General features: G+C 44.5%; 10 protein-coding genes. All 10 read right to left on the bottom strand.

Features of this window, described 5'->3' with window-relative positions:
- Positions 1-15: 15 nt before the first annotated feature.
- On the bottom strand, positions 16-1,545 hold the full coding sequence (gene hemZ, locus NE671_RS00050) for a coproporphyrinogen dehydrogenase HemZ (RefSeq protein WP_173740461.1): 1,530 nt from the start codon (positions 1,543-1,545) through the stop codon (positions 16-18).
- Positions 1,517-2,146, bottom strand: coding sequence for an MBL fold metallo-hydrolase (locus NE671_RS00045; RefSeq protein WP_110102456.1), 630 nt, complete (start codon positions 2,144-2,146; stop codon positions 1,517-1,519). Before NE671_RS00045 ends, hemZ begins: the two co-directional genes overlap by 29 nt.
- A 22-nt stretch (positions 2,147-2,168) precedes the next feature.
- Positions 2,169-4,493 (bottom strand): RelA/SpoT family protein, encoded by a 2,325-nt coding sequence (locus NE671_RS00040; RefSeq protein WP_015524639.1) that lies wholly within the window; start codon positions 4,491-4,493, stop codon positions 2,169-2,171.
- A gap of 78 nt (positions 4,494-4,571) precedes the next feature.
- On the bottom strand, positions 4,572-5,096 hold the full coding sequence (locus NE671_RS00035) for an adenine phosphoribosyltransferase (RefSeq protein ID WP_092068853.1): 525 nt from the start codon (positions 5,094-5,096) through the stop codon (positions 4,572-4,574).
- 202 nt (positions 5,097-5,298) lie between these two features.
- Entirely contained in the window at positions 5,299-7,017 is a 1,719-nt protein-coding gene (recJ, locus tag NE671_RS00030) for a single-stranded-DNA-specific exonuclease RecJ (RefSeq protein WP_173740460.1), read from the bottom strand.
- Between the two features lie 167 nt (positions 7,018-7,184).
- Positions 7,185-9,611 carry a protein translocase subunit SecD gene (secD, locus tag NE671_RS00025; RefSeq protein WP_114002779.1) on the bottom strand — a complete coding sequence of 809 codons (2,427 nt, stop codon included), beginning with the start codon at positions 9,609-9,611 and terminating at the stop codon, positions 7,185-7,187.
- Between the two features lie 15 nt (positions 9,612-9,626).
- Entirely contained in the window at positions 9,627-10,991 is a 1,365-nt protein-coding gene (gene scfB, locus NE671_RS00020) for a thioether cross-link-forming SCIFF peptide maturase (protein WP_129975275.1), read from the bottom strand.
- Positions 10,992-11,134: 143 nt separating this feature from the next.
- Positions 11,135-11,275, bottom strand: a complete 141-nt coding sequence (scfA, locus tag NE671_RS00015) for a six-cysteine ranthipeptide SCIFF (RefSeq protein WP_015524633.1) — start codon at positions 11,273-11,275, stop codon at positions 11,135-11,137.
- Between the two features lie 82 nt (positions 11,276-11,357).
- Positions 11,358-11,708: a TIGR04086 family membrane protein gene (locus NE671_RS00010; RefSeq protein WP_021650373.1), complete on the bottom strand. Its 351-nt coding sequence runs from the start codon at positions 11,706-11,708 to the stop codon at positions 11,358-11,360.
- 50 nt (positions 11,709-11,758) lie between these two features.
- Entirely contained in the window at positions 11,759-13,465 is a 1,707-nt protein-coding gene (locus tag NE671_RS00005; protein ID WP_173740459.1) for a hypothetical protein, read from the bottom strand.
- Between the last annotated feature and the right edge of the window lie 259 nt (positions 13,466-13,724).

Below are 13,724 nucleotides of genomic sequence, written 5' to 3'. Positions count from 1 at the left end.
GTCTCTCCTTTCCGTCTACAGCCATTTTGCAATGCCCTCGCGTTTTCTCTCGATCATTTCATCGATACGTGTGATATAATTGACAACATCCTTCACATTCTCCACACGCTCAATGCGCTGTCCGTGATCAAACACAAGCTTGGAGGAACCACCTGCACCCAGTGCGATGATCGGCTGCTTTTCCTCCATAATCAGTATATTGTAAATCCCTGCTTTGTCAACCTCAGAATACCCGACGTTCTCAAAATTCCCCTTCATATTCTTCTGTCTGTACAGATAATAAGGACCCATTCCCATCTCGTAGGCCGTTTTCATAGTCAGATCCATGATCTCCTGATTGTTTTCAAAGGTCATCTCCTGGTATTTATCACGGAAAATATTCAGTCTTGCCGCACGCTTCACAGCAAGAGAATGTACGGTCAGGCTGTCCGGCCCGAGAGCTTTTACCTCGTCCAGTGTATGCTGCACTTTTGTGATATCTTCGCCGGGAAGACCCACGATCAGATCCATATTGATATTGTCGAATCCGGCTTTTCTTGCCAGATGAAACGCATTCTTTGTCTGTTCTACTGTATGACGTCTGCCAATGATATCCAGGGTTTCCTGATTCATGGTCTGTGGATTTACAGAAATCCTGGTAACCGGAAACTCCCGGATCGCCTGAAGCTTTTCCAAGGTTATACTGTCCGGTCTTCCTGCCTCAACCGTAAATTCTTCCAGCTCCTCACAGGGAAAATATTCCGTGATCGCGCCAAGAAGTCTCCGAAGCTGATCCGGCTCCAGTGTGGTAGGTGTTCCCCCACCGATATAGACCGTATCCAGCTTCCGGTTTTTCATCATCCCGGAAACAGCCCGGATTTCCTTTACCAGCGCATCCAGATACGCCTCCACATATTTACGCCATCTCTCCAGGGGATAGGAACTGAATGAACAGTACAGACAGATACTCGGACAGAAAGGAATGCCAACATAAAGGCTGTAGCCGTTTTCATAATCAATATTTTTCAGGATATCCCGCTCACGATTTGCGATAGTAACTGCAAGAGCTGTTTTCTCCGGGCTTACCAGATACTGTTCTCTCATATATCTGGCGATCTCTGTATTCTTCATTCCGGACTCCAGCATTCCCATAGCCATTTTCACAGGACGGATGCCTGTAAGATTTCCCCAGGGAAGTGTCTTTCCTGTAGCTTTGGAAAGCATCTGATACAGAGCGTATTTGATCGCGTCTTTATTTTTTCTGCGGATATCATGGGCATCATTGCAAGAAATAAGGGCATCCGAAGCTTCTCCACTGGATTGCCCTTCTATCACAGCCCCATGAGCTGTTTCTTTCTCTATTCCGTTGTTGTAACTGATGGTATAACCTTCTTCATCACGTGAGACCCGGAAACGGATATCATAATCCGCATCATCCTCTTCATAAAGAGAAACGATCTCATTTCCGGGATAAAACGCTTTGATCAGTTCATACACATCATGCTCAAAATCTCTGTTCTGAAACAAAATGCCAATCTTATACAAATGGATTATACCTCTTTTCATAACCAATGGTTGTGGATGCGTCATGCCCCGGAAATACTTCTGTATCCTCTGGCAAAGTATCCACAAGCTTGTGAAGGCTTCTTACGATCTCAGCAGAACTTCCGCCAGGAAAATCGGTTCTTCCCACAGAGCCGCAAAACAATGTATCTCCGCTGAAAAGCACACCTTCGTCTTTGATATAATAGCAGCAGCTTCCTTTGGTATGTCCCGGTGTGTGGAACATCTGGATGGAAAATCCTGCCGCTTCGAAAATCTGCCCGTCATCCAGAAGAACCTCCGGCTTAATTGAACAGGCACTTCCATAAACAGCAGTCATATTTATCGTGGGCTCTGCCAGCATCACTTCTTCCTGCCTGCATGCATAAACCGGGATCTGATATTTTTCCTTCACTTCCTTTACAGCCATGATGTGATCAAAATGACCATGTGTCAGAAGGATCCCCACCGGTTTTCCCTGAATAAGAGATACTTTCTGAAAAACTTTTTCTGCATAGTCTCCCGGGTCTACGATCAGCAGTTCTCCGGTCTCTTTATTTTTCAGAAAATAGCAGTTGGTAAACACCTGACCCAGCACACACTGCTGCATTTCAAGTTTACTCATAAAAATTCCTCCGTTTATCGGGTCAGCCCGTTGTTCGCTCTACATCAAGAACACTTTCAACCTGACGGATCTTTTCGATCAGGGAATTCAGTTCCTGTTTGCTGCATACATTAAAGGACATGGAAATCGTGGCGCGTTCCTGCTTGTTGGTACGGCTGTTAATGGAACGAAGATCGATCTTCCTCTCTGTAAAGATCTTGGAAATATCCACCAGAAGTCCGGTACGGTTATTTGCATAAACCTGGATCTCCGCTTCGTATTTCTCGGAATCCGCTCTGTCCGGCATCTGCCACTCTGCTTCAATGAGACGTTTCCGGTCAATCTCAGGCATGTTGAGCACATTCACACAGTCTGTACGATGAATGGTGATCCCTCTTCCTCTTGTTACAAAGCCTACGATCTCATCTCCCGGGATCGGACTACAGCATTTGGAAAAACGAACTGCCACATCATGAATGCCTTTTACTACAATGCCACTCTTACTCTTGGCAATGTGAAGCTTCTCCTGTGATTCGGAAGCTGCCTCCAGGACCTGTTCATCTGTAAGATTCTTCTTATGCTCCCTCTCATAGGCTTCTACCAGCTTGTTAAACACCTGACCTTCTTTCAGGCCGCCATGTCCGATCGCTGCCAATACAGAATCCCAGTCTCGGAAACCATATTTATGCATTACCGATTCCATATACTGTGGCTTGGTATATATGCCTGGTTTAAAGCCCTTGGTCTTGGCATACTGATTCAGCATGTCCTTACCCTTCAGGATATTATCTTCCTTCAGTTCTTTCTTAAACCACTGGTTGATCTTATTCTTAGCCTGTGTGCTCTTTACGATCTTCAGCCAGTCACGGCTGGGGCCCTGAGAATTCTGGGATGTTATGATCTCAATACGATCACCGTTTTTGATCTTATATTCAATAGGAACAAGTTTGCCATTGACCCTGGCACCTACCATCTTGTTTCCTACTGCACTGTGCACGCTGTATGCAAAATCAATAGGTGTAGAACCATTGGGAAGTGTTTTTACATCTCCCTGGGGAGTGAAACAGTAAACACTGTCCGCAAAAAGATCCAGATCATTTTTCAGAAGACTCATGAACTCCCGGTTATCGGACATGTCGCGCTGCCACTCCAGGATCTGGCGCAGCCAGTTCAGCTTCTCTTCCTCACTCTTTCCAGGTTTCTTACCATCGGAAGTTTCCTTATATTTCCAATGAGCTGCAATACCGTATTCTGCGGTTTTATGCATTTCAAATGTACGGATCTGGATTTCGAAAGGCTGTCCGTTAGGACCAATAAGCGTTGTATGCAGAGACTGATACATATTGGCCTTCGGCATTGCGATATAATCTTTGAATCTGCCGGGGATCGGCTTATACATCTCATGGATAACACCAAGAGCTGCATAACAGTCCTTCACAGTATCTACAATGATACGTACGGCAAACAGGTCATAAATCTGATCAATGGTTTTATCCTGATTGACCATCTTCTTATAGATGCTGAAGAAATGCTTCACGCGGCCATCCACCTGTGCCCTGATATTGGCATCCTCCATATGCTGCTTTACCTGTTTCACGATAGAATTAACAAATTCCTCACGGGCGCTTTTGCGAAGAGCAACCTTTTCTACCAGATCATAGTAAACATCCGGCTTCAGATACTTAAGAGAAAGATCATCCAGTTCCACCTTGATCTTGGAAATACCAAGCCGCATCGCGATGGGAGCATAGATATCCATGGTTTCTCTTGCTTTCTCCTGCTGTTTCTCCGGTCTCATATACTGCAGGGTACGCATATTATGAAGACGGTCCGCAAGCTTGATCAGGATGACGCGGATATCCTTAGCCATTGCAAGGAACATCTTTCTTAAATTCTCAGCCTGAACCTCTACCTTGTCCTTGGAATAGGACAGCTGTCCCAGCTTGGTAACACCATCTACCAGAAGCGCTACTTCAGAACCAAATTCCTTTTCTACTTCTTCATACGTCATCCAAGTATCTTCTACCGCATCATGAAGAAGGCCTGCCACTATGGTTTCCTTATCCAGCTCAAGATCCGCAAGGATGATCGCAACACAGAGAGGATGAATGATATAAGGTTCACCGGATTTACGTTTCTGATCCTTATGTGCCTCACTGGCCACTTTATAGGCCTTTTCGATCATGGAAATATCTGTAGACGGATGATATTTCTTCACACTTTTTATCAGCTCCTGATAAAGAACCTCAGGGCTTGTAAAATCATGCATGGATTTCACCGCCGCATCTGCCTTCCGGACAGACTCTCTTTTTTCTTCTTCCTTCTGTATCTCAATGTTTTGTTTTTCCGTATTTTTTGTCTCTGCCATTAAATCCCACCTGCCTGTGCACAATTTCATACTGCCGTATGACTACAACAGTTCACATCCCCTTCCACCGACAAAAAATTATTTTCCGTCGTAACAGATCACAGATGCCACATTATAACCTTTGAGACGCTCACGTCCCTTCAGACCTGCAAGCTCCATAAGGAAAACCACCTTGACAACCTCGCCGCCAAGCTCCTCCACAAGCTTGATGGCTGCTTCCACACTTCCGCCCGTAGCGATCAGGTCATCCACAATAACAACCTTCTGTCCCGGCTTGATGGAATCCTTATGCATCTCGATAGTTGCACTTCCATACTCCAGATCATAGGTTCTGGAAACGGTCTCACATGGAAGTTTTCCTGCTTTGCGGACCAGAACAAAGGGTTTGTGAAGATTATATGCGATCGGCATACCAAAGATAAAGCCTCTGGATTCAAGACCTGTGATCACATCGAACTCCTCACCCTCCAGACAATCCTGCATAGAATCAATGGCAAGCTGTAATCCATCCGCATCCTGAAGGACGCTGGTAACGTCACGGAAAATAATCCCTGGCTCTGGAAAGTCCGGGATACTTCTTACATATTCTTCTATTTTTTTCATAATAACCTCCAATGGTTTAATTTGTCAATCAGATGTTAGATAGTATAGCACTTTTTCTGTAGGGAATCAATGTGCAACCCGACAGAACTCGCGGAATTACGACAGGCCCTGGACTGCATATTGCCCAGTATAGAGCCTTCTTTCCTGTTTTACAGTCAATTACTCGCTGTCAGGATCTGCATTTTAGTGATACCTTCTCCTGTTATTCTGTAATATAATTTCGGATTACGATCTGTAAGGTCTCTCTTCCCTGATAACGGTTGATCTCAGGATAATATGTGACCGCAATACTTCCACAGTTTTTTATTCTATCAACAAATTCATCTGCTTCTCCAAAATATACTGCTTCCACTACACAGCCGGTACTGTCTGATAGCTGAAGCTTTGCCACATTCCTATTTTTGCCAAGAATACGACTGCTTAAAACCCGAAGTCCCTTCTGTGCAAAAATCGGTTTGGTATTTTCCTTTCCAAAAGGCTCCAGCAGGGATATCTCTTCCACAAGTTCCTTATTTATATAGGAAACCGGCATTGGCACATCGATCAGGATCTTTGGAGCCAGATCCTTTTCTGTCAGAGTACAGTTTTCGTTTAACCGTCTGCGGAACTCTTCCACATTTTCTTCTTTAATGGATAATCCTGCCGCCATAGGATGACCGCCATACTGTTCCATCAGATCTCCGCATTTTACCAGTTCCTCAAACATGGAATAGCTTTCTATGGAACGTCCGCTGCCTTTCACCATTGTTTCACCTTTTGTCAGGACAAAGACCGGTTTATTGTACTTTTCCCGGATACGTCCCGCAATAATTCCGGCCAGACTTTCGTGACAGTCCGGTAAATAGATCACAAGAACCCTGTCCTGTCCGATTTCTGTCTCTTCCACAATACGGATCGCTGCTTCCTTTCCCTCTTCTGTGAGAGCTTTTCTGCTTTGATTCAGCGCAGTCAGATCACCGGCAAGTTTTGCTGCTTCATCTTCCGTCTCCGCACAAAGTAGTTTCAGGGAACGTGCAGCGGTATCCAGTCTTCCACTGGCATTGATACATGGTCCCAGCACAAACCCTACATGATAGGCAGTGATCGGCCCATCCTCCAGGCCATTGGCACGGATCAGTTCACGGAGACCTTTGTTAGAAGTGTGGGAAAGTCGTTTCAGACCTTCCTTTACAAGGATGCGGTTTTCACCCTGAAGATCCATTACGTCTCCCACCGTGGCAATGGCTCCTAATTCCAGAAAATCTTCCAGCTCTTTTTCCGGAATCCCGCATGCCTCATAGAGAGCTGTCACCAGCTTCAACGCAACAACTGCTCCGCACAATCTTTTCTCCGGATAATTACAGTCCGGCTGTTTTGGATTTACAATGGCATCAGCCGGCGGAAGGATCAGTTCTCTTCCATCTTCCGTTTCTTTATAGGGAATTTCATGATGATCGGTTATTATCACCGTCATTCCCTTCTCTTTAGCCATAGTGATTTCATTGTACGCCGCAATTCCATTATCACAGGTAACAATTACGTCAATCCCATCATTCACTGCTCTTTCGATCAGGTGCTCATGGATTCCATATCCATCTGCCACACGGTCCGGAATATATGTATCTGCCAGAGCTCCTGCACGCTTCAGTCCTTTGATCAGAATGAAGGTCGATACTACCCCATCAATGTCATAATCGCCTATAATACGGATGCGTTTTTTTCCCTTTATTTTATTCCGCAGGATCTCCACTGCCTTATCCACATCTTTCATCAAATGCGGAGAAGCCAGTTCGTCCACCTTTCCATAAAGATATCTGCGAATTTCATCCCTGTCCTGTACATCCCGGTTTCGGATCAGTCTGGCGATCACCGGATCAATTCCGAACTCTTTTCCAATTGCAGCAAAATCCGCCCGTTTTGCAGCAACAACCCATCGTTCCATGTTGTTTCCTCCTTGATGCTTTGCCGCTTTCTTTCTTCAAAGCAACACAATAACCGTATTGTAACTCATACTCCTGCATAGCTGCAAGTTTTTTATGCCACACAAAAAAAACGTTCCGCCAGGAAATATTCTTTCCCGGTACGGAACGTTTCTGTTATTCAGCAATTTTATTCAGATTTCTCCTCATCATTCTGCTGCTTTGCTGCCTCCTGCGCTGCAAGGCGCTCGGCAACTCTTTTACGGTTTTTCTTCTTCGGCTGCTGCTGAGCTGTCTGCTGTCCGGATGGCTGTTTTACCTTTTTCTCAGATTTCTCGGAAGAAATCTTTGCGGAAGCTGCTGCAGCTGCCGGTGCTGCAACACGATTTTTTCTGAATGTTTTCATGGTGTACCACAGAGCACCAGTGATGCATACAGAAGAATATGCTCCACCGATGATACCTACCATCAGCGGTGCTGCAAATTCTTTAATTGAGGAAACACCCATTACATAAAGAATTGCAACCATTACAAATGTTGTCAGGGATGTGTAAATGCTTCGTGTCAGAGTTTCTGTAACACTGGTATTTACGATCTCTTTCAGTTTCTCATCCTCAACTTTCTTTCTGCCTCTCATATTCTCACGGATACGGTCGAAGATGACAATAGTAGCATTGATGGAATAACCTACGATCGTCAGCATACACGCAATAAATGTATTTCCCACAGATGTTCTGGAAATAACATAAAACGCAAGTACGACCAGGACATCATGAAGAAGTGCAAGTACTGCACTGCTTGCAAAGCGGATATCCTTGAAACGGAACCAGATGTAAAGAAGCATGAAGATCGCAGCTACGATAACCGCTACGATAGCGTCTCTTCTCATCTCATTGCTGACAGTAGCGGAAATATTCTCCGATGTGATCAGACTTGTATCTACATCAAAATTTTCCTCTAATGCCTTATTCAGTGCTTCTCGTTCCTTAAGATCCAGAGAACGTGTTTTGATCACTACCTGATTGGTTCCCTGCACCTTGGTCGGCTGTACATTCTTATCACCTGTCACTGCCTCAACAACCGGTGTTACCTCGGAATCGATCTCCTTGATATCCATCTCTTTATTGAAGGTTACATTAGTAGAAGTACCGCCGGAAAACTCCAGACTGTAATTCATGGCTTTGTCACCGATCACATTACTGTGGACCAGCATTCCTACAGGTCCGCAAAGGATCAGGATAATGGAAACAGCAAAGAAGATTTTTCTCTTTCCAACGAAATCCACAACCTTACGTTCCTTGGCAATGCCATAGAATTTCGGGTCACGAACACCAATTGCGTATACCGCATTAATAACAAGCCTGGATATAACCAGTGCTGTAAACATGGAGATCACGATACCCATTGCCAGCGTGTAGGCAAACCCCTTAACAGAACCGGAGCCAAGCCACATCAGCACACAAGCCGCGATCAGTGTTGTGATGTTTCCATCAAAAATAGCGGAAAACGCTTTGCCGAATCCACTTTTGATCGCTGCATGGACAGAAAGGCCTGCCGCGATCTCCTCACGGATTCTGGCGTAGATAATAACATTGGCATCCACTGCCATACCAATGCCCAGGATGATACCTGCAATACCCGGAAGCGTAAGGGTGATATCAAAGGCATTCAGCGTGATCAGCATTAAGGTTGTATAAAGAACCAGTGCAACAGATGCAACCAGACCTGGGATACGGTATGCGATGATCATGATCAGCATAACGATCACAAGACCGATTGCTCCGGCTTTTACACTTGTTGCGATGGCTTCTTCACCAAGCTGTGCAGCAACTACGCTGGAACGAAGCTCGGTAAGCTCAAGACTTAAGGAACCGATTCTTATGTAAGAAGCAAGATTCTGTGCCTCTTCTGTACTTGCCATTCCGGTGATCTGAGCTTTTCCGCCGGAAATCTCCTCATTTACATTCGGAGCGCTTAAAACCTGATCGTCATATACGATTGCGATCTGCTTTCCAACATTTGCCTTGGTAGCTTCCGCAAATTTGGTTTTTCCATTCTTTGTAAGAGTCAGACTGACTGCATATTTCTGGGAGCTTGTGGATGAATCCTGATAAGCACCTCCCTCAGCGTCTGCAACGTCTGTACCTTCCAGTACAACAGATCCGGCTTTCTGGATATCCTCAATACTTCTTGCAAGAACATATCCACTCTCACTGTTTCCTGTTGTAAAATTCTGGTTTCCGTCTGCATCTGTCTGATCGATAAAATACAGAGAACCTGGCTTTCCAAGTTCTTCCAGGATCGCATTTGCATCTGATACTCCTGGAATCTCAATGGTGATACGGTTGGAACCTTCCTGATATGCCTGTGCCTCAGTACTGTACTGAGAAACACGCTGCTGCATCTTGTAAACAGTATCGGACATGTCTTCCTTGCTCGGATTGCTGTCCTTAGCCTGGTATGTGATGCTGACACCGCCGGCAAGATCAAGTCCGGTGTTGATATTCTTAGCCGAACCTGTTCCTGTAGGACCAATGCCTACCGCAGCCACATAGCAGAAGAATACTGTGACAATTGCTGTCAGAAGCAGCACTGCAATTCCTCTACTTTTCTTCATTTTCTTTTTCCTCTCTTATTCCGCCAAAGCGGCTTTTATCATGATAGCGCACTCCACACGCTTCCTCTGGAGTTCGCATCCGATCTTATAATTCCCCCGGATATCTCCGCCGAAATGGTAACCATTTGCCGCACAGCCGCCGCTGCAGTAGAACCTGGCAAAACAGTCTTTACAGTCCGGTTTCGTATAGACGTTACATCTTCCAAAGTCTTTTACGATTTCAGGCTTTGTGATTCCCTCGTCTACATTACCCATAAGGTACTGTTCCTCACCCACAAACTGGTGACATGGATAAAAATCTCCCCACGGAGTAACAGCCAGGTACTCGGTTCCTGAGCCGCATCCGGAAAGTCGTTTGTATACACACGGACCACCGGTAAGGTCTATCATAAAGTGGAAGAAGTTGAATCCTTTTCCCTCTTTTTCTCTTTTGATCATTTCTTTTGCAAGAATATCATACTGTTCCAGGATCTGTGGGATATCCTCCTCACGGATCGCATACTCTTCTGTATCTGCTGCCACGACCGGCTCAACAGAAATCTGCTTGAAGCCAAGATCTGCCAGATGCAGAACATCCTGAGAGAAATCAAGATTATGATGAGTAAAGGTTCCTCTTACATAATACTTGTCCTGATTTCTGGATTCCGCAAATTTCTCAAATTTCGGCATGATCAGATCATAGCTTCCTGCACCCTTACGGAACGGGCGCATGTAGTCATGAACTTCTTTTCTACCGTCCACGCTTAAGACAACATTTCCCATTTCCTTATTGCAGAATTCCATCACCTCATCATTTAAAAGAACGCCGTTGGTTGTCAGTGTGAAGCGGAATTTTTTGTTATGAAGTTTCTCCTGTTCCCTTCCGTATTTCACAAGATCCTTTACAACCTGCCAGTTCATAAGAGGCTCGCCGCCAAAGAAATCCACTTCCAGATTCTTTCTGGAGCCGGAATTAGCGATCAGGAAATCCAACGCTTTTTTTCCTACCTCAAAAGACATCAGCGCACGTCTTCCGTGATACTCTCCTTCTTCTGCAAAACAATATCTACATGCCAGATTACAGTCATGAGCAATATGAAGGCAAAGAGCCTTTACAACGGTCTGGCGGTTTTTGGTAAATTCATCAATGATATTCTCATAAATATCTTTTGTAAAAAGCATTCCCTGTTCCTGAAGCTTTTTACATTCAGTTACAGAGGTTTCCACATCCTCTTTCTTAAAACGGTCGCCAAGCTTCTCAGCAATGGCAGCCGCTTCCATGCCTTCTTCAAGATACGGCAGCACCTCATAGGTTACTTCATCTACTAGGTGGATACAGCCGCTGTTGATATCCAGCACAATATTATATCCATTACTTTGATAACGGTGAATCAGACTCATCTTCCCGCAATCCTTTCTAAAATTCTTTTATAACCCGACAAAACGCGCCCTCCGGCGCGTTTTGCTGGATACCTGTTACTTTCAGATAAAACAAGTGAAGCAGCGGATCTCCCGCTGCTTTCCACTCATTCAACGGCTGCTTCTTATTTATGCTCGCAGCTCTGGTTTCCTACTGTACAGGAAGTCTTGCAAGCAGACTGACAGGATGTCTGACATTCGCCACATCCACCCTTCTTAACCGTGTTCTGAAGGTTCTTTGTATTTAATGTCTTGATATGTTCCATGATATATCCTCCTTTATGTATTCTATTCTTCGCCTAGTATAGCATAAAATCATCGATTTTCAAAGCATTTTTTTGTAAGCTTTTACGACAGCATCCCACCAATGGCTCCGCCACCAAGGCACATGAAAAAAGTAGTCAACGCATGGGCAAAGGTCATATCCCATTTCCCCTGTGCCAGAAAAGATACCAGAAGCAGCAGAACATAATAGGAAAGCCCGGTAACGATCCCCCATATATATCGGTCTTTCCGTATGATCTTTCCCGCCATAAAACCTCCGACCAGGCAGGATACTACATAAATAATAATGATCCCCACCGCCGCCGTCCCTCCTCCAAATTCAAACTGAAAGAGCAGAAACGCCAGTATCAGAAGAAAAAGTCCTGTCACTCCATAGGCTAGCAGCAATGATCGTAATATTGCTTTTCCCTTCATAAAAAAGCCCTCCCACAGTCATTATATGGGAGAGCTTTTTCTCTTATTCATTACTTCTTTCTTTTCTTAAAAAACACTGCTACACCAGCTACAACTGCCGCTGCCACAAACAAGATCACAAACGGAAGGATCTGAGTGTTATCTCCGGTATTTACCTGTTTCTTGGATGTTGTTGCAGAAGACTGTTCTTCAGCCTCATTCTCCGCCGTATCACTGTTCTGAGAAGAAGACTGTTCCTGATCTGTGCTATCTGAAGTCAGATTCTGAGATGTCTCTGCCGTATTGGTGTCTGTACTGTCTGTTTCTGCAGAATCTGCAGTACCTGAAGATGCAGTATCCGAAGATGAAGCATCAGCTGCAGGTGTAATCGTTGCACCGGTATTGCTTTCAGCATCTGGCCCTACCAGAGATTTACTTCCAGCGATGCCAAATGGGCTGAATGAATGTGTACTGAAAGTCATTGTGGCACCATCCATGCTTGGAATGATGGTCTCCATTGCGCCATTATCAAGAAGGTGTTCAATCGAATATGTATAGCCTGCCTTTACAGGTACAGTCACACTGATATACTCCCCATCCGGAATTTTATACTCTGTATTATTCTGTGTATCCCAGAGTTCAAACTCATAGGATTTAAAGATTGTTGCATCTTCTTCATTGGTAAACTGATAGTCCTCACCACCAGAAACACGAAACTGTACATACCACGGAAGATCGATTCCTGATACAGTTATTCCATCACAGGTATGATTTTGAGACGCAATTTTCTCTTTTTCTGTTTCTGTCAGATCGGTAGCTGCATTCTGAGGGCGTTTATCCTCTGTATCATCTTTCCTGTCAAAAATATTATCCTTGTTTTCTTCAGTATCAGGAGTCTCCGTAATTTCCGGGATCGCGGTAATTTCAGCATCGTTATTTTTTTCATGATTCTCATCGTCTCTATTCTCAGATGCTGCATCGGGATCCATACCATCTTCTGCCGCCGGAGTTATCGTTACAGCAGGAGTTTCCACAGCTTCTGCTTCTTCCCCATCCTGAGTTTTATTATCCTCAGATGGTGCAGCTGTTATCTCCGGATCCCTTTTTTCCTCTCCACTGGCATCTGCTGCATCTGTTGTATCTGAAGAATCTGAAGAAGACTGCTCCGTTTTTCCTGTTGTCTCCGGATCTTCTTTATTTTCCTGGGCACTGTCATCCTGCAGACCTTCGTTCTTCTCCTCATTCTCTGCAGTGCTGTCCTCTGTTTCTTTTACAGAAGTATCTGCATCATTCTCATTAACGTCGGTTCCATTTTCCTCTTTATCATCGGTTCCATAGGATTCTCCTGAATCTGAATCAGAAGAATCGGAGCTTTCCTCACTTCCGGAATTTTCCTCTGTACTGTCAATGCTGCTGACCACAACTGTCACGGAACCTGTAAGTGTTCCTGAATTACTGTCCCACCCCGGAAGGCCTGAAAGGTCAGCACCTGCAGCAGGTTTGAACACTACCCCACAGGATTGCACACGTTTGTCCGGAACATAAGAACTATCTGCCCAGGAAAGAGTTCCATACGCATTAGATGGGAGCGCAATGTTAGCAAGAGCTGTAGGGCTGTCAATAGTTATATTATCCGGGATCACAGCACCGGATTCTATACCTGAAGAGTTCTCCGCATATGCCGGAAAGGTCTGTCCTCCGATCAGTGTCATGGACAATGCCGCTGCTGCCAGTATTGAAAAGCTTCTGCTAAATGTAACCTTTGTGTTCTTTTTCATAATAATCTGCACCTCTATATTCAAAATCTAAGATTCATATTTGCCTTTTATCAAAAAATTCAGTTATATAAAGTATCGAACGCATGTAACATGCGCTCGAACCAATATTTCTCCAAAAATTAATATCTTGTTAATCTTTCGTAACAGATATTTCTTTTTTCGTCAAATGCATTATAACACAATTCTTTTTTTTACGACACCCCTAAATTCTTTAGGTTAGAATCGATGATGGAGTAAACGAAAAAGCAGTTTTGACATT

Source organism: Blautia sp. DFI.9.10 (genome assembly GCF_024461705.1).
Taxonomy (GTDB): domain Bacteria; phylum Bacillota; class Clostridia; order Lachnospirales; family Lachnospiraceae; genus Blautia_A; species Blautia_A fusiformis.
Note: the sequence above shows the minus strand (reverse complement) of the source record. Positions and strands in the feature narration are given on the sequence as shown.